Here is a 22426-nt window from a genome sequence, read left to right on the forward strand (position 1 = left end):
TTCCTCGCCAGTGCCGGCGACGTCGGCATTCTCGGCGCACCGACCCTTCGCCGCTCGGCACACACTGCATCCATCTGAGAAGGACCTCAATGTCACAAGCTGCTCCCGCGAGCGCTCCGGCCGGCAAGGCGGTGATGACGCACCAGCAGATCCTGCTCGTCATCTACGGCTTGATGGCCGGCATGTTCCTCGGCGCTCTCGACCAGACGATCGTCGGCACCGCCATCCGCACCATCGGCGATGACCTGCACGGTCTCGACCAGCAGGCGTGGGTGACCACGGCCTACCTGATCACCTCGACGATCGCGACCCCGATCTACGGCAAGCTGTCCGACATCTTCGGCCGCCGCCCGTTGTTCATCTTCGCGATCGGCATGTTCATCGTCGGGTCGGCGCTGTCGTCGTTCTCCAACTCGATGATCATGCTCGCCGCCTTCCGCGCCTTCCAGGGCATCGGCGCCGGCGGCCTGATGTCGCTGCCGCTGACCATCCTGAGCGACATCCTCGCCCCCCGCGAGCGCGCCCGGTACCAGGGCTACTTCCTCGCCGTATTCGGGATCTCCTCCGTGATCGGTCCGCTCGTGGGCGGACTGTTCGCGGGCTCGCCCGAGATCCTGTGGATCGCCGGCTGGCGATGGGTGTTCCTGATCAACGTCCCGATCGGCATCATCGCGCTGATCATGGTGCTCGCCTTCCTGCATCTGCCCAAGTTCTCCAGCCACCACGTGCGCATCGACTGGTGGGGTGCGACCTCTGTGATCGTCGCCCTCGTGCCGCTGCTGCTCGTCGCCGAGCAGGGGCGCGACTGGGGCTGGACCTCGACCGGCTCGATCGCGTGCTACATCATCGGCGCCGTGGGCGTGGTCGCATTCATCTTCATCGAGATCGCCATGAAGGACGACGCGATCATCCCGATCAAGCTGTTCCACTCCGGCGTGTTCTCGATGGCGACCATCCTGGGCGTGCTCGTCGGCTTCGGCATGTTCGGCGCCATGATGACCATCCCGCTCTACCTGCAGATCGTGACGGGGCTCACCCCGACCGAGTCCGGCTTCGCCACCCTTCCGATGGTGCTCGGTCTGATGATCGCCTCGATCGTGTCGGGCCAGCTGGTCTCCCGCACCGGCAAGTACCGCATCTACCCGGTCACCGGCACCGCGTTCACCGCGATCGGATTCTTCATCCTGACCTTCATGACGATCGACAAGCCGCTCTGGTTCATGATGATCGCGATGTTCATCATCGGCCTCGGCCTCGGCCAGCTGATGCAGACCCTGATCATGGCGAGCCAGAACTCGGTCGCGCCCCAGGACATGGGTGTCGCGACGGCCTCCTCGACGTTCTTCCGTCAGATCGGCGGAACGCTCGGCACGGCCGTGCTGCTCTCGGTGCTGTTCTCGGTCATGCCGGGGAACATCCAGACCGCCATGGGCAACAAGGCTGACCTCGACGCCGCGCTCAACGCCGCGCTGAACCCCGCCGTCGCCTCCAAGTCCGCGAACGCGGGCATCATGAAGCAGCTCTGGAACCCGATCGTGACCCCGGTCAAGAAGCAGGTGCAGACCAGCCTCGACCAGGCCACCACGAAGGTCAACGACAGCGTCAAGGCGGCCGTCACCAAGCAGGTCACCGCGGCGGTCGACAAGCAGGTCGCCGCCGGCGCGGTGCCCGCCGCCGCAGCGCCGACCGTCATCCAGCAGCAAGTGCAGGCCGCTCTGCCGCAGGCGACCGAGACGGCCCTGCAGCAGGCCGCGACCAAGGCGCACGCCTCGGTCGTGGACGGCAAGCTGACGGTCGACTACTCGAACGCCGCCCAGCGCAAGGCGGTCGTCGACGAGGTCGCCCCCGTGATCGCGAAGAAGATCAAGCAGGGCACGAATACCTCGAGCACGACCGGGTCGACGAGCGACACGTCCTTCCTGAACGGGGCGAACAAGGCTCTGTCGAAGCCGTTCCTGAAGGGCTTCAACGCCTCGGCGATCCAGGTCTATTGGGTCGGCATGATCGTGCTCCTGATCGCGTTCGTGCTCACCTGGTTCTTCCGGGTGCCGCCGCTGCGCCGGGTCTCGGCTCTGCAGGAGCGCGCGGACGCCGCCGCGGCCCAGGAGGAGCTGGAACTCGAGGCGAACCAAGCCGCGCAGCTCGCCGGCTCGCCGGTCGCTCCCAGCGTCTCGACCGGCCAGATCAACCTGACCACCGAGGGTCGCGCCTAACCGCCGCTCTCCACGGTCACGAACTCGGCCAGAGCCCCGAGGCGGTCCCGCATCACGCGGATCGCCTCGGGGCTCTCGTCGATCAGCAGGAAGCGGCGGCCCAGTTCGGCGGCGACGGCTCCGGTCGTGCCGCTTCCGGCGAAGAAGTCGAGCACCCAATCGCCGGGGCGGCTCGAGGCCTGAAGCATCCGTCGGATGATGCCCGCCGGTTTCTGGGTCGGATACCCCGTCTTCTCGCGCCCCGTCGGCGATACGATCGTGTGCCACCACACGTCGGTCGGCAGCTTGCCGAGCGCCGCCTTCTCGGGCGTGACGAGTCCGGGCGCCATGTACGGCTCACGGTCGACGGCCGCGGAGTCGAAGAAGTACCGGCGCGGGTCCTTCACGTACACGAGGATCGTGTCGTGCTTGGTCGGCCAGCGCCGCTTGGACTTGGCGCCGTAGTCGTAGGCCCAGATGATCTCGTTGAGGAAGCAGTCGCGGCCGAACAGCGCGTCGAGCAGCACCTTCGCGTAGTGCGCCTCGCGGTAGTCGAGGTGCAGGTAGAGGGTGCCGTCGTCGGCGAGCAGCCGCCACGCCTCGGCCAGGCGCGGCTCGAGGAATCCCCAGTAGTCGTCGAACGCGTCGCCGTAGCCGAGCAGGTCGCCCTTGATGCGCTGATAGGTCTGGCCCTTGAAGCCGGAGACGATGCCGGTGCGCTTGGTCCGGTCTCCATTCGCGACCCCGTCGCGGGTCGACCCGCGCGGTCGCCCTGACGGCGAGTCGACCGGCGACGCAAGCCTCACCGAGGTGGTGGTCTGCCGCGCCTGGGTGCGCCCGGTGTTGAACGGCGGGTCGAGGTAGACGACCGTGAACGCGCCGTCGGGCAGCCGCGGCAGCACGGCGAGGTTGTCGGCGTGGAGCACGGTGGACGGGTCGTCGGGCGACCACGGCGGCACGCTCATGAGCTCGGGGTGAGTGCGGCGGCGATGCGCCCGGCCAGGATGCGGATCTCGCCGATCGCGGTGGTCTCCCAGAGGGCGCCGCGCAGGGCGTGGCCGATGGCGAACAGCCGGCCGTCGCTCGTGCCGTCGGCGGCGCGGGCCTCACCGTTCTCGTCGGCGTCGAGTCCGAGCCCGAGCGGCTCGGGGGCGATGCGGCCCTTGTCGAGCAGGTGGTCGACGAGGCGGCTCCAGCCCCGGGTCGTGACCGCGCCGGGGCCGGTGCAGAACACGACGACGTCGTAGTCGGCGGGGTCGGCGCGGGCGACGAAGCGCAGCCGGCCTGCATCGACGAGGCCGGAGAGCTCGTCGTGGACGGAGCCGGCCATGCGGTGCCGGTGCACGTCCCAGCGGCGGGCGAAGTGCGCGACGAAGCGGCGCCGGTCGGCCAGCGACATGCCGGTCCAGTGCCTCATCAGGTCGGGCCGCATGCCGTCGATCACCGCCTGCCACGGCACCCCGGCCGCCTCGGCCTCGCGCAGCTGCGCGCGCAGCTCGGCGGCCAGCCGGCCGAGAGGCCGCGGCGCACCGCCGAGGCCCGGGCCGGGCGCCGCGGGCTCGGGCAGGTGCACGCGCGGCAGCAGCAGGTGCCGGCTGGTGGCGGTCAGGCTGATGCCGTCGTCGCGACGGGCGAGGCTCGTCGCGACGTCGACCATGGTGAGACCGGTACCGATCATGAGCACCCGGGCTCCTACCGGGATCGCGTCCAGCGCTCCGGGCGCCCACGGGTCGTCGAGCTGCAGCGGGGCGCCCGTCGGCCAGGTGACGGGCGGCGGGTTGCCGATCGCCAGCACGACGGCGTCGGCGTCGAGCGCGGTGCCGTCCGCGAGGGCGACCCCGGCGCCGGAGGCATCAGTCGTCACGTCGACCGCCTCGCCCTGCACGACGCGCACGCGCCCGCCCGAGCGCTCGACGAGGCAGGCGAAGACGTCCTCGAGGTAGTCGCCGAACAGGCGGCGCGGCACGTAGTCGCCGGCGGCGATCTCGTGGCCGTGCTCGGCGCACCAGCGCAGGAAATGGGACTCGTCGCCGGCGGTGACGCTCATCTTGCCCGCCGGGCTGTTCAGCCGGTGGTGGGCGTCGGCGCGGCCGTAGGCGAGGCCGCGGCCGACGGCCGGCTCGGCGCTGACGATCGTGATCCGCGGGGCGGGGGCGGCGTCGGCGCCGGTCTGCCGCCGGGCCCGCTCCGCCTGCTCCTCCAGGGCGACCGCGACGTACACCGCGCTCGCCCCGCCGCCGATGATCACGATCGTCCGTCCGTCCGCCACAGGCGCTCCTCCGCTCGATTCCCCGTCGATCCCGCGTCGATTCCCACAGGATTCGGCATCGCCGGCGCTCCTCGGCGACGATGGGGTGGTGACGTCCAGTCTGCCCGACCCCATGCGCTCGCCCACGCCGTACGCCGAGGCGCTGCGGCAGTTCGCCGCCCGCGATGTGCTGCGCCTCATCGTGCCGGGCCACGCGGCCGACCCGGTCGCCGTTCCCGAGCTCGCCGAGTTCTTCGGCGAGCAGCTGCTGCGGCTCGACGTCGCCCCGCTCGTGTCGGGCATCGACCTCGGCCTGTACACGCCGTACGAGAAGGCGCTGGATCTCGCCGCCGAGGCGTGGGGCGCCGCGCGCACCTGGTTCCTCACCAACGGCTCATCGCAGGCCAACCGCATCGCCGCGCTGGCGCTGGGCTTCCTGGGGCGGCGCGACCAGCCGGTCGTGGCGCAGCGCAGCGCGCACTCGAGCTGGGTCGACGGGATGATCATCGCGGGCCTCGACGTGCGCTTCGTGCAGCCGGCGATCGACCTCGGCCTGGGCATCGCGCACGGGGTGTCGCCCGAGGCGCTCGACCGGGCCCTCGCGGCCGCGCCCGACGCGAAGGCCGCCTACATCGTCAGCCCGTCGTACTTCGGCGCGACGCCCGACGTGGCCGGGCTGGCCCGGGTCGCCCACGAGCACGGGGTGCCGCTCGTCGTCGACGCCGCGTGGGGCGCGCACTACGGCTTCCACCCGGCGCTGCCGCCGTCGCCGGTGCGCGAGGGCGCCGACCTCGCCATCATGTCGACCCACAAGCTCGGCGGCTCACTCACGCAGTCGGCGATGCTGCACCTCGGTCACGGCCCGTTCGCCGAGGTGCTGGCCCCGCACGTCGACCGCGCCTTCGTGCTCGAGCAGTCCACCAGCGAGAGCGCGATCCTGCTCGCCTCGCTCGACCTCGCCCGGCAGCACCTGCAGACCGGGGCGGAGCGCATCGGCGCCTCGCTCGAGGCGGCCGAGCGGCTGCGCGAGACGATCCGGCAGGCGGGTCGGTTCCGCGTGGCCAGCGACCACTTCGACTCCCCCGACATCGTCGCCGTCGACCCGTCGCGCGTGTCGATCGACGTCGGGGCCGGCGGGCTCCTGGGGCACGCCGTGCGCGCGGTCGTGCTGCGCGACCACGACATCCAGTTCGAGATCGCGACGGATGCCTGCGTCGTCGCCATCGTCGGACCGGGCATGCGCCTCGACGTGGAGCGCGTGGCGGGTGCCCTGCACGAGCTGGCCGCCGACGACCCGGAGGTCGCCTCGGCGGGCTTCCTGCGCGCCGAGCTTCCCGAGCCGGGCGAGCGACGGATGCTCGTGCGAGAGGCCGCGTTCGCGCCATCCGTCATCGTGTCGGCGGCCGAGGCCGTCGGCCGCATCTCCGCCGACTCGCTCGCCGCCTACCCGCCGGGCATCCCCAACGTCATGCCGGGCGAGGCGATCACGGCGGAGACGGTGGAGTTCCTGCAGCACGTGGCGGCAGCGCCGACGGGTTTCGTGCGCGGCGCGCTCGACCCCGCGGTCGCGGCGTTCCGCGTGGTGGCGTAGGCCGCGCAGGCGGGCGCCGGCGCGCTGTGGCGTAGCGGCCCGGGCCTACCAGCCCCCGCCGCCACCGCCGCCGAAGCCGCCGCCCGAGGATCCGCTGGAGAAGCCGCCGCCGCCCGAGCTCGACCACGAGTGCGAGCCGCTCGAGGTGCTCACCGTCGTCGCGAAGTTGTGCGACGCGAAGGCGCTCGCGAAGACGAGGCCGTGCATCGGCCGCAGTTCCGGTGTGACCTCGGTCGGCGTCGTCTCCCAGTAGTGGCCGAGCACCTCGCGCCACTCCTTCTCGATGTTGAAGAGGATCGCGTACGGCAGCAGCTTCTCGTAGAGCTTCACCAGCTGCTCGCCGCTCGGCGCCGGCACCGTCTCGGCACCGGTCGGGCTCTGCAGCATCTTGATCCGGTCGGCCTCCGCGAGCCGCAGGTAGTCGCGGATGCCGAGCAGGTGCTCGTAGGCGGGCGTCGCCTGCTCCGTGCGCCGCTCGAGCGGCAGCGTGAGCGCGCCGGCGCCCAGCGCGAGCAGGGCGACGACGGCGAGCGCCACCCAGTGCACCCACGCGTAGTAGCCGACCATTCCGCCGATGAAGATGCTGATGACCGCGAGCAGGAAGACGACGGCCGCGGCGCCCAGCATGACGAAGACCAGCGGCGTGAGCTTGCGCCGGATCAGCCCCTGGGCGCGCGTGGAGCGGCCGGCCCGCAACAGCAGAGAGCGGATGCGGTCGCCGATGGTGCGATCCTTCGGGTCCAGTCGCACGCTCGCGCCCGGCGCTGCGGAGCCGAACAGGGTCCGGGCCGCGTCCGCGTCCTGCTCGTCGAGCACCGTCGGGTCGACCAGGGTGAGCGAGTAGATGTCGTCGGAGGTCTTCTCGGTGCCCTTGTCGTCGCGGGTCATCGTCGCGGCGCGGCTGACGACGAGCTGGGTGATCAGGGCGGGGAAGGCGCGGTCGCGCTCGTCGAGCAGCTCGGCCGCCTCCATCACGCCGATGCCGGGGAACGGCTGGTACTGCGGCACGATGATGCCGGTGCCCTTGGGGTTGCCGAGGAACCGGATGCGCACCACGAGCGCGACGGCGAGCAGCACGACGGCCAGGCCGAGCAGCAGCCACACGAGCAGGCGCGCGACCGAGATCGGCACGGCGAACGTGCCGGGTTTGAAGCCGACGCTCATCGTGACGCTCTCGTGCGGGCCGAGGTCGCTCGCGGTCACGTCGTAGCCGTCGTCGGTGCGGCTGATGGTGCACTTCTGCGTCGAGCCCTCGGCGCCCTGATAGCAGGCGGCGTCGCCGTTCAGCGAGCCGGCGAGCCCGGCGGGCACGTGCAGGGTCGCCGTCACCTCGCCGAAGGACTGCGACCAGCCGGTGCCGTTGACGTCGAACAGGAACTGCTGCACCCCGCCGCTCGCCTGATGGATGACGTCGCGCATCGTGTAGGTGATGACGTAGGTCTGCTCGCCGTGCACGAAGGCGTACTCGTCGCCGATCCGCAGCACGGTGAAGCCGGCCTCCCCCTCGCTCTCCTTCTGCCAGGTGAGCGGCTTGCCCGAGGCATCCGTCACGCTCTTCACCTCGACGTGCAGCGAGCGGCCGTCCGCCGTGGTCGGGATGGCGCGCTCGATGCCGTGGTTCTGGTCGGTGTCGGGGAAGCGCGCGACGAGGGTCTCGGTGACGGTGAGGTCGGCGTGGCGGCCGGTGTCGCGGGTCAGGTCGTAGTCGACGTGCATGCTGTCGAAGCTGAAGTCGTTCGTGTCGGCATGCGCGGGCGGCGCGGCCGCGAGCGCGATGCCCGCGGCGAGCGCGGCGAAGACGAGAGCGAGAACGAAGCGGATCCCCCAACGCTGAGTCACGCGATGAGCCTAGCGAGCCGTCATGCCGGGGCAGCGTCCGCGCCGCAGACTATGGCGCGGAAGATCGCGCGAACGGCGGCACTTTTGGCGAAAAACGTGTGCCGTTCCTCGTGATCTCAGCGTCCGATGGCTGGCGGGTCTCCATTCAGCCGCTGCGCGGCTGAGTCGACCAGCGCAGCGCCGCTGCGCGGCTGAGTCGACCAGCGGGGGGAGCTAGCGCCCGCCGCCGCCTCCTCCGCCACCGCCGCCGCCGGAGAATCCGCCGCCGGAGAATCCGCTGAACGAGCTGCCGCCGCCCGAGCCAGACCACGACGAGGTGCGGGCCGTCGTCGCGAACGAGCTCGTTGCGAAGCTCCGGGTGAGGCTCTGGCCGGCGAAGTAGGTGGTGACGGTCGGCGTGAGGTCGGTGGGGGTGCTGGCGTAGTGCTCGCCGAGCACCTTGCGCCACTCGTCTTCGATGCCGAACAGGATCGCGTAGGGCAGCAGCCGCTCATAGAGGTGCACGAGCTGCTCGCCCGACGGGGCGGCCCGGGTCTCGGCGCCCTCCGGGCTCTGCAGCACGCGGATGCGGTCGGCCTCGGCGACGGTCAGGTATTCGCGGATGCCGAGCAGGTGCTCGTATGCGGGCACCGCCTTCTCGGTCGGCCGCGCCGGCGGCGCGAGCACGAGGAGCGCGGCGATGCACAGGGCGACCGCGACGCCGAGCGCGAGGTAGAACAGCACGGCGCCGAAATGACCGAACGCGAGCCACGCGCCGAGCCCCACGGCGGCCACGCCGACCACGACCGCGACGACCATCAGCGCCCGGCTCTCAGGCGTCGACTTGTCGGCGACGAGCTCCTGCTCCCACACTGACTCGCGGGCGGCGCGCAGCAGCTTGCGGATGCGGTCGCCGATCTTCGGCTCGTCGGGGTTGAGGGCGACGTGCGCGTCCGGCTTCAGGGAGTCGAACAGCGTGTGCACGGCCGCGCCGTCCTCGTCGTCGAGCAGCGTCGGGTCTTTCAGGGTGAGCCGGTAGATCGGATCGTCCTTCTTCGTCTTGCCCTTCGCCACGCTCATCGTCGCCGCGCGGCTGACCACCAGCTCGGTCACCAGGGCGGGGAACGCGCGGTCGGTCTCGTCGAGCAGCTCGGCCGCCTCCATCACCCCGATGCCCGGGTACGGCTCGTACTGGGGCACGATGATGCCGCTGCCCTTCGGTGGGCCGAGGCGACGGATGCGCACCACGATCGCCGCCGCCAGCAGCAGCAGCGCGAGCAGCAGGCACACCCAGACCAGCAGCCGCGGCCACGACACCGGAACCTGGAAGGTGCCCCCGTCGAAGCCGACGTCGATCGTCACGTTCTCGTGCGCGGAGAGCATCCAGACGTCGACGGAGTACCCGTCGTCGGTGCGCGTGACCTTGCACGTCTTCGTCGAACCTTGCGCGCCCTGGTAGCAGGCCGTCTGCCCGGTGAGCGCGCCCGCGAGCTTCTGCGGCACGTGCAGCGTCGCCTTCACCTCGCGGAACACCTGGCCCCAGCCGGTGCCGTTGACGTCCCAGTAGAACTCCTGGCCGGAGCCGAAGCGCGGGTCGTGGATCACGTCGCGCATCGTGTAGTGGATGACGTAGGTCTGCTCGCCGTGCACGTAGTCGTCGGTGCCGGTGTAGACGTCGGTGAAGCCGTCGTGGTGCTCGATCCAGTACGGGGTGGCATCACCGCTCGCATCCGTCACGGTGTCGACGTCGACGTGCAGGCTGTGCCCGTCGTAGGTGTCGGGGATGGCGCGGATGATGCCCTTGTTCTGGTCGTAGTCGGGGAACTCGGCGACGAAGGTCTCGGTGGTGTCGAGGGTGCTGCGGCCGGAGGCATCCGTGCCCAGGGTGTAGTCGGCGTCGAGGCTCTTGAAGGAGAAGTCGTCGACCGACGAGGAGGAGTCGCCGGAGCTGCCGGAGTCGTCGGAGAAGAAGCTGCTGACGACCATGACCGCCGCCCACAGGGCGACGGCCGCCCACCACATCACTCGGAACGCCCGCTTCGGCGCACTCCCCCGGTATTTCCCCCCATGCTTCGCCATGGCCCCGAGGCTAGCGGAGCGGTGGGGGCGGGCCGCTAGTCGCGGCGGGCGGTCACGCGGCTCGCGCCGACCGGGTCGATCGGATGCCCCCACTGGTCGAGCTCGATGATGACGCGCCGCGAGCCGGAGGGCCCGCCGACGCCCAGCGGGTCGCCGTCGGCTTCCGGCGCCGGCGCCGGGAGGGTGTTCTGCCGCTGCTGCTCGAGCTGCGCCTCGTGCCGCACGGGGTGGAACACCTCGTCGAACGCCGCCCCCAGGAACCCGCTGCCGACCGAACCGGAGCCGCGCTTGGCGGTCTTGTCGCTGAAGTCGACGAGTCCCACCTTGTGGAGCACGAAGAGCAGGGCGGGCACGCCGAGCACGATGCATCCGATGATGACGGGATTCACGCGAACCAGGGTAGCCGGACCTGTCTGGCACCGGCCTGGCAGGAGGCGAGACGCTCCGCGAGCGGGCGACTTGCTCGCCCGCGAACGCGCGGATCGCCCGGGTCGACCGCGGTCGCGCAGGGCGCGGACCGGCGCGCTAAGGAACGGCGCGTCAAGGAACTCTGTACAACCACTCGGGGGTCGCGAATTTGTCGGCCACGAGCTGCTCAGCCGCCGCGTACTCGGCTGGGGTGATGTCGCCGGGCTCGGCGCCGTACATGGTGGTGAACTGCCGCTTCATCCGCTCGATGATCTCGGCGCGGGGCAGGCCGGTCTGGCTGCGCAGCGGGTCGACGCGCTTCGCCGCCGAGGTGATGCCCTTGTCGCTGATCTTCTCGCGGCCGATGCGCAGCACCTCGGTCATCTTCTGGCCGTCCATGTCGTAGCTCATGGTGACGTGGTGCAGCACGGCGCCGGAGCCGAGGCGCTTCTGCGCGGCGCCGCCGATCTTGCCCTTGGGGCTCGTGATGTCGTTGAGTGGCACGTAGCTGGCGTCGATGCCGAGGTCTTGCAACGCGAGGATCGCCCACTCGTCGAGGTAGGCGTAGCTGTCGGCGAAGGTCATGCCCTGCACGAGGTCGGCGGGCACGTAGAGGGAGTAGGTGACGACCGACCCCTTCTCCATCATCATGGCGCCGCCGCCGGTGATGCGGCGCACCACCTCGAAGCCGTGCTTGGCGGCGCCGTCGGGGTCGACCTCGTTCTTGACCGACTGGAAGCTGCCGATGACGACGGCGTTCTCCTCCCACTCCCAGAACCGCAGGGTGGGCTTGCGCAGGCCCGCGGCGACGGATCCGGTGAGCACCTCGTCGAGCGCGAGGTGCATGACGGGCGGCACGGCGGGGGCGTGCACGATCTCCCACTGGTAGTCGCGCCAGCTGGTCGCGCGGGCGAGCGAGCGGCGCACGGCGACGGCGACCGCCTCGGGCGAGAAGCCGAGCAGCACGGCGTCGTCGGGCAGGGCGGCGCGCACGGCCGCGGCGATCGCCTTCGTGTCGGATTCGGCGGGCAGGCCGTTCACGGCCCCGTCGATCGCGGCCAGGGCCTCGTCGGGCTCGAGGAAGAAGTCGCCGGCCAGGCGGAAGTTCGCGATCCGCCCCTGGACCACATCGAGGTCGACGACGACGAGCTTTCCCCCCGGCACCTTGTACTCACCGTGCATGAGCTCAGCCTAGTTTCCAGGAGCGAGAGGGTCGCGCCCGGTGGCCGGCCGCTCTCCCCCGGACTGGGGTGCCCGCCGCAGACCTGGACGATTGTCTAGCTCGGTTCGGGTGCGCTATGAATTCCTCAAGCGTGCGGTACGAGCTCCTCCAGGCCCTGGGGGCGGACCTCCCGCGGGATGGTTCGTCGAGGGTTGTGTGGGGGTCGAGTTGTCTCGGTTTGCTCGTGTGTGGCGGGGTTCGGAGCCGACGGTCGCGGTTGCTGTGCTCGCGTGTGCGGCGCTGGTCGCGTCCGGGCTTGTCGCGGGCGGTGACGGCGCCGCGCGGGCGTCGGAGCCGGTGACCGCGCCGGCGGCGGCCTCTGCGTCGGCGGGGCCGGTGACGGCGCCGGATGAGGTGTCGGCACGGGTCGCTGCTCGGGCGCAGGGGGTGCGCGTGGAGGCGTTGTCCTTGCGCACTGAGACCTCCCAGACGTTCGCGAACCCGGACGGCTCGTTGACGACCGAGTCGACGGCCGGAGTGGCGCGGGTTCGCGACAGTTCGGCGCCGGACGGGTGGCGGGACGTCGACTTGACGCTGCGCACGCAGGCGGACGGGTCGATCGCGCCGGTGTCTGCGGTGAACGAGCTGTCGTTGAACCCGGGCGGAGCCGGGAGCGGGGCTCACCCGCTTGTGTCGTTGACGGACGGTTCCGGGTCGGACTCGTTCGCGTTGTCGTGGCCGGATGGCGATCTGCCGGTGGCCGAGATCGACGGCAGCACGGTGCGCTACAAGAATGTGCGGCCGGGGCAGGATCTGCTGATCGAGGCGACGCGGGAAGGGTTCGAGCAGACGCTGGTGCTGACCTCGAAGCCCGCGTCGGCTAACGACGCCAAGCTCGTGCTGCCGGTGGTCTCGCATGGCTTGTTCTTCACCTCGAACAAGGATGCCGGGGATGCGGCGGCCAGTGTTGCCGTGACGACGAAGTCGGGCAAGACGGTGGGCGCTGTCGGGGCGCCGGAGGTGACGGATGCCCGAGTCGACGCGCAGACGGGCGCCCCGGAGCACTCGGAGCTCGCGGCTCAGTCGGTGCAGACTGTGAACGGCGCGCCGGCCCTGGTGGTGCAGCCGTCGCAGGACTTCTTGGACTCGGCGGCGTACCCGGTGACGGTGGACCCGACTGTGTCTTTGAACCCCTCGGGGGACACGTATGTGGACTCGGGGTACCCGGATCAGAACTACGTGTCCTCGACGTCGCTGCATATGGGCACGTATGACAGCGGTGCGCATAAGGCGCGCGCGTATGTGAAGTTCGACGGCCCGTCCGGGGTGGCCGGGTCGCAGATTCTGGCAGCGACGGTGAAGCTGTGGGAGGAGCACGCGTATAACTGCACGGCGTCGTCGTTCACGATCTCGCCGGCTAATTCGGCGATCGACTACCACGACATCACGTGGAACAACCAGCCGGGGGTGTCGTCCTCGAATGTGGTGACGGTCTCGTCTGCCTTGGGCGGGGGTTCCTCGTGCCCGGCTGGGTGGGTGTCGGCGAACGTGGCGGGCATCGCCGCGCATTTCGCGGATGAGGGCCAGTCGGTGATCGGGATGGCGTTGAAGGCGAGCGAGACGTCGAATGCCGCGTATAAGCGGTTCAACTCGGCCGGGGCCTCCAGCGGGATGCCGGTGCTGTCGGTGACCTACAACCGGTTGTCGTCGGTGCCGTCGGCGGTCACGATCCGCGGGCAGGTCTCGGCCTCCTCGGGGGTGTATGTCGCCACCGGCAGACCCGCGTTCTCCGCCACGGCCACGGATCCGGAAGGCGGCACCGTCGACGTGGCGTTCCAGGTGTACGACGCGAACTCCACGGACTCCTCGCACCTGCTGGGCACGTGCATCTCCGGGAAGGTGGCCTCAGGGGCGACGGCGACGTGCACGTACGGCGGGTCCTTGTCGGACAACACGCACTACTGGTACCGGGCGGGATCGGCCGACGTGCACATGACCTCGCACCGGTGGGGCGGGCTGAAGGCCTTCACCACGGCGATAGGAAAGCCGGCGGCGCCGACGATCACGTGCCCGGCGCCGTACACGAGCGGGTCATGGCAGCAGACGGCGCCGTCGGCGAATGTGACCTGCACGGCGAAGACGGCGGCGTCGACATCGTCGACGGCGCCGGTGAAGATCACCACGACGGTGGACGGCGGCACGGCCGCATCGACGGCCGTGGCCGCGGGTGCGGCCGGGACGCGCTCGGTGACGGTCTCCAAAGCGTCCGGGTCGCACAAGATCACCGCATACGCGACCTCCGTCACAGGAGTCGTCTCGTCCACGGTGTCGTACGCGTTCGGGTACGGATCGGCATCGATCACATCCCCGGCCAGCGGGTTCAAGACCGCCGACACCGTCCAGGTCGAGGCGACCGGCCCGCCGCTGGGCACCGCGACGGCCGCGACCGCGCAGCTGCAGTGGACAGCGGCCGGGGTGGACGGCTGGAAGGATGCCGGCTCGGCCTCCACGGTGACGCCGGCTTCCGGGCAGCCGGCGGCCGCGTCATTCACGTGGGACACCGGGGACGCGCCAGGGGACTCGGACGGGGTCGTCAGCGCCCGGCAGGTGGCGACGTTGCAGCTGCGGGTGCATTTCACGTACACGGGCGCGGCAGTACCGAACCAGTACACGGCGCCGATCACGGTGGTGCACCTCCCGCACGCTTTCGACGACGGGTTCCCGACCGCCGACGCCGGGTCCGGCCAAGTGGGGCTGTGGACGGGTGAACTGAACACGTCGGCGACCGACGTGACAGTCGGCACGGCCGCGGACAGCCTGCAGATCAGCCGCCAGTTCTACTCCTACGCCGGCCCCGGCACGGCCACCGGCGGGGTGTTCGGACCCGGCTGGCAGGCGGCTCTGGACGGCCCGGATGCCGGGTACGGCGGGGCGCAGGTCATCGACGAGAACGCGAACCTGGCCGCGGGGTCGGCGGCGACCGGGGCGATCATCCTCTCCACCGGCGCCGGCGACCTGGTGTTCGCCCCGCACACCGGCAAGACCGGCCCCTCGCCGGCGGACACCTATGTGCCGGTCGATGACGACACGGTGAGCAGCGGGGTGACGCTGACGGTGACCGGCAGCAGCCCGAAGACGCTGACGGCCACCGACCGCGATGGCACCGTCACCACCTGGACGCTGCAGACCTCGGGCACCGCCCACCGGTGGGTTCCCGCCGGCGTCGCCGAGCCGGGCGCGCAAGGGCAGACCACCTACTCGGTGAACGGGGATGGCAAGGTGACGCGCATCCTGGCCGCCCAGCCCTACGGCGACGACAACGACCTCAGCTGCCCGGCCACCGGCGAGCTGAACCCCGGGTGCGCGGCGCTGACGATCAGCTACCTCGGCGCCGGTGACGCCGCCCGCGTCTCCCGGGTGGACTACACCGCCTACGACCCGGCGACCGCGGCGATGCGCACCACCACGGTGGCTAGCTACAGCTACGACTCATCCAACCGGTTGGCGTCCGTCACCGACCGGTACGGGGTGACCACCCGGTACACCTACACCAGCAGCGGCGACTTCACCCTGCTGACCGGGGAGCACACCGACGGGCAGGCGGCGTGGACGTACGAGTACGACGCGGCCGGACGGCTCGTCGACGTCAAGCGCGGCCCGGCCTCCGGTTCCGGCGCGGACGTCGTGGACGCCGCCTTTGTCTACGGCCTGGACCCGGCCGCGGCCGGCATGCCGCCGGTGAGCGCCGACGAGGTGGCGGCCTGGGGGCAGCAGACGGCGCCCACGCACGCTTGGGCCGTGTTCGGCCTGGACCACCCCGTGACCGGGTCCCCGACCGCGGAGGACCTGAAGTACGCCCAACTGTTGTTCACCGACGACGACGGCTACACCGTGAACACCGCCGAGTACGGGGCCGGCCGCTGGCTGGTCAGCTGGCAGGGCTACGACAGCGACGGCACCCCCACCGACAGCCTCGGCCCCACCCAGACCCAGGCAGCGCTGGACGCGCAGGCCGCCGGCGACAGCTACGACGCCGAGGCCCCGCAGCCGGTCACCCACTACCTCGACCAGGTCGACAACCCCGACGACCCGGACAACCCCTACGTGCCGGCCGACACGACCCCGGTGGACGAATGGTCGCCGGTGTACGAGGTCACCGACCCCGACGGCACCGTCGAAGGCAAACGGCTGCACACCCACTACACCTACGACACCGGCGCGCCGGGCAATCGCATCAACCCGGCTACCGGCACCTACTACCTGCTGCCCACCGAAGTGAAGATCACCGTCGCAGACGAAGACGCCCCCGACGCGGACACCGTCCCATCGGACGAGCCGGTCGTCTCCGACACGGTCTACGGCTACGACCCGATCGACGGCGCCAGCAGCACCGGCGACACCTCCGGATGGACGCTGGGCACCCCGACGGTGACCACGCAAGTGCTCTCCAGCTTCGGCGAGCCCGACATCACCACCAAGACCCTGTACGACGCGCACGGGCAGACCATCGCGACCTGGCAGCCCGGCTCCACCGGTCACGACTCCCTGACCACCAGCACGATCCTGTACACCGCCGGCAGCAACAGCGCCGACCCGGCGTGCGGCAACAAACCGGAATGGGCGGGGCTGGAGTGCTGGAGCGGCCCAGCAGCCGCGCCCAGCAGCGGCGTCGACCTCACCGACACCCGCATCACCGGATACGACTACTGGCTGAACCCGACCACGACCGTCGAGAGCTCCGGCACCGGCACCGGGCAGGCCACCCGCACCACCACCGACACCTACTACTCGGACGGGCGCCTGAACACAGAACAGATCACCACCACGGGGCTCACCGGATCCACTCCCGTCCCGGAAACCCAGGTGCTCTACGACTCCACGACCAAGCAGCAGACCGGCACCGCCTCCCTGACCAGCACCGGCACCCCCTCGTCCACCGACCAGAGCGTCTACGACCAGTGGGGCCGGGTGACCTCGTACACCAACTCTCTTGGCGAGACCACGACAACCAGCTACGTTCCGGCAGGCCAGCCGGGGGCCGGGCAGGTCGCCGTGGTGACCTCGCCGGTCTCCACGAGCACCTACAGCTACGACGGCACCGACGCGGACGGCAACACCGAGCACCGTGGCCTGGCCACCGGCCTGACCGTGACGGGGGTCGGCTCCTACACCGCCGCCTACGACCCCGACGGGAACCTGGTCACCCAGGACCTGCCCGCCGGGATCACCGAGCAGCTCGGCTACGACGACACCGGGCGCCTCACTTCCCTCGAGTACGACGGGCAGGTCACCGACCCCGACACGGGCGAGAGCGCAACCGGGGCATGGCTGGCCTTCAGCCGGGACTACAACCAGTCCGGGCAGGTCCTTGATGACTTCTCCCCGGCCGGCACCAGCAACACCCCCACCGGGTACACCCGCCAGTACAGCTACGACGGCGCCGGCCGGCTCATCCAGGTCGACGACGCCACCGACCCGGCCAGCGGCGACACCTCCTGCACGGTGCGCCAGTACGCCTTCGACCAGCACGGCAACCGCACCAGCCTCACCAGCACCCAGGCACCCGACCAGTGCACCACCGACACCACCGTCACCGGCGCCACCCAGACTGCGAAGACCTGGAGCTACGACGCCGACTCCAGGCAGCTGTCCGGCGCGAACGGATCCGGCACCTACACGTACGACGCCTTCGGCCGGCAAACCCTGCTGCCCGCAGCCGACGCACCGGACCCGGACGCCGGAGACATCACCCTCGGCTACTACGACACCGACGCCGCCCACACCATCACCCAAGACGGGATCACCACCACCTACGCCCTCGACCCCGACGGGCGGCGCCTGACCGCCACCACCAGCGGCAACCAGACCGGCACGGTCACCAACCACTACGCCGACGACTCCGACAACCCCACCTGGGCCACCAGCACCACCGCCACGGGAGCCAGCACCACCGTCTACACGCCGTCCCTCGGCGGCGGGCTGTCGGCAAGCAGCGAAACCGGCACCGGCCAAAGCGCGCACGCAGCCCTGCAACTGGCCGACCCGGCCGGCAACATCGTCGCCACCGTCACCATCCCCGCCACAGCCGACGCGACCGGCATCGACAGCTACACCAGCTACGACGAATACGGCAACCCCGACACCACCACCCCGGGCACCGGTGCCGACCAATACGGGTGGCTCGGCACCGAGCAGCGCGCCAGCGGCGGTGCCGGACTCATCCTCATGGGGGCGCGCCTCTACAACCCCACCACGGGCAGATTCACCAGCACGGACCCTGTCTCCGGAGGAAACGAGAACGCCTACAACTACCCAAACGATCCTGTAGATCAGTCCGACGCTACCGGGCAGATGGCGGCAATACTCGTTGGCCTTGGAACGTCACTAAGTGAGCTTGGGATCGCCGCTGAGGTCGTCGGAGTTCTTCTCGCGGCGCTCGCAATCGCCCTTGCCATCGCCGCGGCCGCCGCAATAGTGGCAGCAGTAATTTGGTTGGCCGTCAAGATGTATAAACGAGTTGCCGCCGCAGTTAGAGCGGTAAAGTGGGCGACAAAGACGAACTATCGTAAAGATAAGTGGTACAACGTGTACGCTCTCTTCAATCCGAAAGAGGGCGGGCTGGCGTGGAAGTACGGAATCACATCCACAGGCGCCTCCAGGCCCCGATCCCAACTCAAGGCATGCGAGAAGAGCCCTCCCACTCGAGGTAGCGTGTGCAGGTGGACATGGGTAGCTCAAGGCATCCTGGGATACTACAACGCCCGAGTTGTTGAATCTCTCTACTTCTTCCAATTCTATCTTTTGTACGGCCGGTGCCCCACTGGGGCGCGCTACTGCAAGTAGTTAGGACGCTCATGATCTATGTGGCAGCACGCACAGTGGGATTTTCCAGGATGATTCACGACGAACAGGGCTCGCGTCCTTCTCCGGTTGACGGTGTGGGTGTTCCCTCTGCCGGCGAGAGTGCCGAAGTGTGGCGCGGAAGGACGTTAACTGAAATCCGCGAGCGAATGCAGGCGCACGTTTCTTATTATCGCAGCGACTGGGCGCATCGCATCGCGGTCAACCACATACGAGTAGTCGTCCCCGACGACGAGTCTCCTTTTATACTTTCTGAGTCGGAGATTCAGCAAATAGGGATTGAGCAACTGAAGACGAACTATTTTTCGCGGCGCCAGTCGTATGGCGTAGTCGCGCGGGTCTGGCTCCCTACGGGGCGCGAGAGCGCGGGAAGCGAAGTATCGCCGCTCGCTCCTTCCGAGTTCTGGAGGCTCATCGAGGACGGCGGCAGCACACCAGGCCAGCGGTTATCAGCGATCTTATCCTCGCTACGCCGCCTGGACACGGATAGTCTCAGCCGATTTGCCGAGTCATTAGCGCGGTTGATGTGGCAACTGGACTCCGAGGCCATACACGAGCGGTGGAACCGCGGAGAGTTGGACGGAGACGGTTTCATGTACGCCCGTTCCGCAGTGGTCTTGCGAGGCCGGGACGCGTTTGCGTCTGAACTGACCTCGTCCCGCAAACGCCGGTTCTCCGACACTGATCTTCACCTGGGCGAACGCCTGATCGTGGCCCTGTGGGACGAACTCAGTCTCCGTGGAGTCGACGTGACCACGTCGGTTTCGATGGAATCGATGATGAACACCTCACAGTGGGGCTTGCCAAGTGAGGAGAGTAATTGGCCGGGATGGCTGAGCGGGCGCTTCATCGCTTTCGCCGACGACAAGGCACGTATTGTCGAGTACGGAATATCTGCGCAATCTTCCGATGAACTACCCGAAGTAGAGGAACGTCTTCTCGGTGTCGCAAAGGCCCGGTGGCCCGACTTCTCCATAGTGGGGTACGAGATCTACCGACCAGAGAGCTCCATCTCGCCATTCCGTCCGATCATTGCTGACCCATATGTTTCGTATCGCGAAACCGAAATCCCGTCTCCGCCCACCTGGGAAGACGTGCAGTCACGTTTCTTTGCCGACCGTCAAATCGACTCGCCTCCGTTCAGGATCGACTAGCACGGGCGACAAGCACGCGCGAGCGTTCAGGCCCAACGCGTCGAACGCAATAATCTGAGCCGGCCTGGCGAGTCCCCCGAGAGCGCCTCAGCGGCTTGTGACCCGGGCGAGCCAGCTCACCAGGTCCGCGAGCACCTCGTCCTTGTTCAGCTCGTTGAACACCTCGTGCCGGGCCTCGGGGTAGACGATCGCGGTGACGTCGCTCAGGCCGCTGCGGGTGCGGTACGCCCGCGCCAGCCGCTCGATCGACCGCGCGCCGCCGAGCGAGTCGTCGGAACCGCCGATGATCAGCAGCGGCACGTCGTGCGCGAGGTTCCGCGCCGGCCGGCCGAGCAGCCGCAGCGTGTCGGCGAGACCGAACTTGCCGAGCACGTCGGCGTCGAAGGTGAGCGGGTCGTCGTTGAACGCCCGGTGCACCGCCTCGTCGCGGCTCAGCCACTCGCGGCCGGTGGTGCCGAGATGCTTGTGCTTGGCGTTCAGGTCTCCGGCGCGCATCCACCCGGGCATCCGATATGCCGTGCCGCTCAAGACGACCGCGTCGTAGTCCTCGGGGTGTTCGTTCAGCAGCCGCTGCGCCATCAGCGAGCCCCAGCTGTGGGCGAGCAGCACCAGCGGCGTCGACGGATGCTTCGCGCGCAGCAGCTGCCCGAACTCGCGCAGATCCTCGACCGTCGCGCGCAGGCCGCCGGGGCCGAGGCCGCCGAGCTTGCTGATGTCGTCGGCCCACTGCGCGAGGCCGGTGCGCCCGTGGCCGCGGTGGTCGTTGGCGTAGACGGCGTAGCCGGCGTCGTTCAGCGCCTTCGCCACGTGCGCGTAGCGGCCGGCGTGCTCGCCGATGCCGTGGGCGAGCTGCACCACCGCGCGCGGATTCGGGACCGGGTACTCGTCGTAGTGGATGACCACGCCGTGGGAATCCGTGAAGGTCGGCACGGAGCCCATCTTGCCCGGCCCGCGCCCGGCCAGGCGATCGTTGCGCGCAGGTAATTAGCGTTGCTAAGGAGTAGCATGGAGCGGGTGAGCGAGGAACTCGACCTGGACGCGCAGCTGCGCATCGCCGTCGGCCGCCTGAATCGCCGCATCCGCGCCGAGAAGGCGAGCGACGAGCTCTCCGACGGGCAGTTCAGCGTGCTGGCGCTGCTCTACCGCGAGGGGCCGCACACGGTCGGCGAGCTCGCCGAGGCCGAGCGGGTCACGCCACCGTCGATGAACCGGCGCGTGAACTCGCTGGTCGAGGGCGGGTACGTGACCCGTGAGGGCTCGCCCGACGACGGCCGCAAGGTCATCGTGCGCGTGACGGATGCCGGTGCCGCCTTCGTCACCGAGACCAGGCGCCGCCGCGAGCACTGGCTGAACAAGCGCACGCGCGCGCTCACCGCCGCGCAGCGGGAGACGCTGCGCCAAGCATCCGTGATCATGAAGGAGCTCGCCGACAGTTGAAGAACATGTTCCGGTCCCTGGCCGGCATCAACTACCGCATCTGGTTCGTCGGGGCGATCGTCTCGAACGTCGGCACCTGGATGCAGCGCACCGCCCAGGACTGGATCGTGCTCACGCAGCTCACCCACAACAACGCGACGGCGGTCGGGGTGACGATGGCGCTGCAGTTCGGGCCGCAGCTGGTGCTGCTGCCCGTGACCGGGTGGACGGCCGACCGCTTCGACAAGCGCAAGCTGCTGATGGCGACGCAGGGCGCGATGGGCCTGCTCGGGCTCGGGCTCGGCATCATGACGGTCACGCACGTGGTCGTGCTGTGGCACGTGTACGTGTTCGCGCTGCTGCTCGGCGTCGCCGCCGCCTTCGACTCGCCGGCGCGGCAGACCTTCGTCGGCGAGCTGGTCGACCGGCAGAACCTCTCCAACGCGGTGGCGCTCAACTCGGCGTCGTTCAACGCCGCGCGCACGGTGGGGCCGGCCGTGGCCGGGCTGATGACCGCGGTCGTCGGCGCCGGCTGGGTGTTCCTGATCAACGCGGTGACCTTCGCCGCCGTACTGACCTCGCTGAAGTGCATGCGCGTCGAGCAGCTGCACCGCGGCGAGCGCGCCGGGCGCGGGCGCGGCGGCCTGATCGAGGGCTTCCGCTACGTGCGGCGGCGGCCCGACATCCTCGTGATCCTCGTGATGGTGTTCATCATCGGCACCTTCGGGCTGAACTTCCCGATCTACACCTCGACGATGGCCTCGACCGTGTTCCACAAGGGCGCCGGAGAGTTCGGGCTGCTCTCGTCGATCATGGCGGTCGGCTCGGTGACCGGTGCGCTGCTCTCGGCCCGGCGCGAGAGGCCGCGCGTCGCCCTGCTGTTCGTGGGCGCGTTGATGTTCGGCATCGGATGCCTGCTGGCCGCGCTCATGCCCTCGTATTGGCTCTTCGGCGTCGCCCTCGCCGTCATCGGCCTGTTCTCGCAGACCCTCATGACGACGGCCAACGGCACCGTGCAACTCTCCACCGACCCGGTCGTGCGCGGGCGGGTGATGGCGATCTACATGGCGATCTTCATGGGCGGCACGCCCATCGGCGCGCCCATCGTCGGCTGGGTCGCCGACGCGCTCGGGCCGCGCTGGGGGCTCGGGGTGGGCGCCGCCTCCGGCTTCGTCTCCGGCGCGATCGGGGTGTGGTACCTGGTGCGGTTCCGCGGGCTGCGGCTGCGGATGCGCCGCGGGCGGCCGCTCGTCGTGTTCGAGTCGCCCGAGGCGTCGCGCGAGGAGGTCGCGGCGGCGTAGCGGCGTGGCGTGCGGGCATCCGTCTCTCTCAGCTGCCTGCAGCGGCGACCGCCACGACGAGGAGCGATTCGTCACTTCTCGCTCGCTCTGGGCCGCCGGTGAGCACCTTTCGACGAATCGCATCGCGCAGCGAGTCGAGTCCCGGGCCCCGGCCCGTGGCTCGTCACTTTTCGCTCGCCGTGAGCCTGCGATGAGC

Annotated in this window: 13 protein-coding genes; 6 read left to right on the forward strand and 7 right to left on the reverse strand. The window is 69.8% G+C overall.

Annotation, left to right across the window (positions count from 1 at the left end; translation table 11 throughout):
- The first annotated feature begins 89 nt into the window (after positions 1-89).
- A complete protein-coding gene (locus H563_RS16000) occupies positions 90-2213 on the forward strand; it encodes a DHA2 family efflux MFS transporter permease subunit (protein WP_022882345.1) in 2124 nt (707 codons plus the stop codon).
- Here H563_RS16000 and H563_RS0109385 read toward each other — a convergent pair.
- A complete protein-coding gene (locus tag H563_RS0109385) occupies positions 2210-3157 on the reverse strand; it encodes a DNA-methyltransferase (RefSeq protein ID WP_022882346.1) in 948 nt (315 codons plus the stop codon). The two genes, H563_RS16000 and H563_RS0109385, sit on opposite strands and share 4 nt — an antisense overlap.
- Positions 3154-4461, reverse strand: a complete 1308-nt coding sequence (locus H563_RS16005; protein WP_022882347.1) for an FAD/NAD(P)-binding protein — start codon at positions 4459-4461, stop codon at positions 3154-3156. Before H563_RS16005 ends, H563_RS0109385 begins: the two co-directional genes overlap by 4 nt.
- Before the next feature lie 88 nt (positions 4462-4549).
- Here H563_RS16005 and H563_RS18395 point away from each other — a divergent pair, with 88 nt between their 5' ends.
- On the forward strand, positions 4550-6031 hold the full coding sequence (locus tag H563_RS18395; RefSeq protein WP_027479281.1) for an aminotransferase class I/II-fold pyridoxal phosphate-dependent enzyme: 1482 nt from the start codon (positions 4550-4552) through the stop codon (positions 6029-6031).
- A 45-nt stretch (positions 6032-6076) separates the two neighbouring features.
- Here the strand turns inward: H563_RS18395 and H563_RS0109400 are convergent, their stop codons facing one another.
- From H563_RS0109400 to H563_RS0109415, 4 genes are all read right to left on the reverse strand, one after another.
- On the reverse strand, positions 6077-7870 hold the full coding sequence (locus H563_RS0109400; protein ID WP_022882349.1) for a DUF2207 domain-containing protein: 1794 nt from the start codon (positions 7868-7870) through the stop codon (positions 6077-6079).
- A gap of 213 nt (positions 7871-8083) precedes the next feature.
- Positions 8084-9928: a DUF2207 family protein gene (locus H563_RS18205; RefSeq protein ID WP_081416241.1), complete on the reverse strand. Its 1845-nt coding sequence runs from the start codon at positions 9926-9928 to the stop codon at positions 8084-8086.
- A gap of 35 nt (positions 9929-9963) precedes the next feature.
- Positions 9964-10317: a hypothetical protein gene (locus H563_RS16010; protein WP_022882351.1), complete on the reverse strand. Its 354-nt coding sequence runs from the start codon at positions 10315-10317 to the stop codon at positions 9964-9966.
- 151 nt (positions 10318-10468) lie between these two features.
- Positions 10469-11518, reverse strand: a complete 1050-nt coding sequence (locus H563_RS0109415) for a lipoate--protein ligase family protein (RefSeq protein WP_022882352.1) — start codon at positions 11516-11518, stop codon at positions 10469-10471.
- Between the two features lie 448 nt (positions 11519-11966).
- Between H563_RS0109415 and H563_RS0109420 the strand changes: the two genes are divergently transcribed.
- Positions 11967-18341: a DNRLRE domain-containing protein gene (locus H563_RS0109420; protein ID WP_022882353.1), complete on the forward strand. Its 6375-nt coding sequence runs from the start codon at positions 11967-11969 to the stop codon at positions 18339-18341.
- 50 nt (positions 18342-18391) lie between these two features.
- Positions 18392-19513 (forward strand): DUF4240 domain-containing protein, encoded by a 1122-nt coding sequence (locus tag H563_RS0109425; RefSeq protein WP_162138943.1) that lies wholly within the window; start codon positions 18392-18394, stop codon positions 19511-19513.
- An 87-nt stretch (positions 19514-19600) separates the two neighbouring features.
- On the opposite strand, the gene H563_RS0109430 is transcribed toward H563_RS0109425, so the two are convergent.
- Complete coding sequence (locus H563_RS0109430) at positions 19601-20452, reverse strand: alpha/beta fold hydrolase (RefSeq protein ID WP_022882355.1); 852 nt, start codon at positions 20450-20452, stop codon at positions 19601-19603.
- A gap of 66 nt (positions 20453-20518) precedes the next feature.
- Here H563_RS0109430 and H563_RS0109435 point away from each other — a divergent pair, with 66 nt between their 5' ends.
- Both H563_RS0109435 and H563_RS0109440 read left to right on the forward strand, forming a co-directional pair.
- Entirely contained in the window at positions 20519-20950 is a 432-nt protein-coding gene (locus tag H563_RS0109435) for a MarR family winged helix-turn-helix transcriptional regulator (protein ID WP_022882356.1), read from the forward strand.
- Positions 20951-20955: 5 nt separating this feature from the next.
- Positions 20956-22230, forward strand: a complete 1275-nt coding sequence (locus tag H563_RS0109440) for an MFS transporter (RefSeq protein ID WP_033210429.1) — start codon at positions 20956-20958, stop codon at positions 22228-22230.
- Positions 22231-22426: the final 196 nt, after the last annotated feature.

Origin of the sequence: Gryllotalpicola ginsengisoli DSM 22003 (assembly GCF_000419445.1) — a bacterium.
Classification (GTDB): domain Bacteria; phylum Actinomycetota; class Actinomycetes; order Actinomycetales; family Microbacteriaceae; genus Gryllotalpicola; species Gryllotalpicola ginsengisoli.

What these genes read in the sequence shown, in the direction of transcription:
- H563_RS0109430 (WP_022882355.1), bottom strand. Translation starts at nt 20,452, where the DNA reads ATGGGCTCCGTGCCGACCTTCACGGATTCCCACGGCGTGGTCATCCAC.
- H563_RS0109435 (WP_022882356.1), top strand. Translation starts at nt 20,519, where the DNA reads ATGGAGCGGGTGAGCGAGGAACTCGACCTGGACGCGCAGCTGCGCATC.
- H563_RS18205 (WP_081416241.1), bottom strand. Translation starts at nt 9,928, where the DNA reads ATGGCGAAGCATGGGGGGAAATACCGGGGGAGTGCGCCGAAGCGGGCG.
- H563_RS0109415 (WP_022882352.1), bottom strand. Translation starts at nt 11,518, where the DNA reads ATGCACGGTGAGTACAAGGTGCCGGGGGGAAAGCTCGTCGTCGTCGAC.
- H563_RS0109440 (WP_033210429.1), top strand. Translation starts at nt 20,956, where the DNA reads ATGTTCCGGTCCCTGGCCGGCATCAACTACCGCATCTGGTTCGTCGGG.
- H563_RS0109425 (WP_162138943.1), top strand. Translation starts at nt 18,392, where the DNA reads ATGATTCACGACGAACAGGGCTCGCGTCCTTCTCCGGTTGACGGTGTG.
- H563_RS16000 (WP_022882345.1), top strand. Translation starts at nt 90, where the DNA reads ATGTCACAAGCTGCTCCCGCGAGCGCTCCGGCCGGCAAGGCGGTGATG.
- H563_RS0109385 (WP_022882346.1), bottom strand. Translation starts at nt 3,157, where the DNA reads ATGAGCGTGCCGCCGTGGTCGCCCGACGACCCGTCCACCGTGCTCCAC.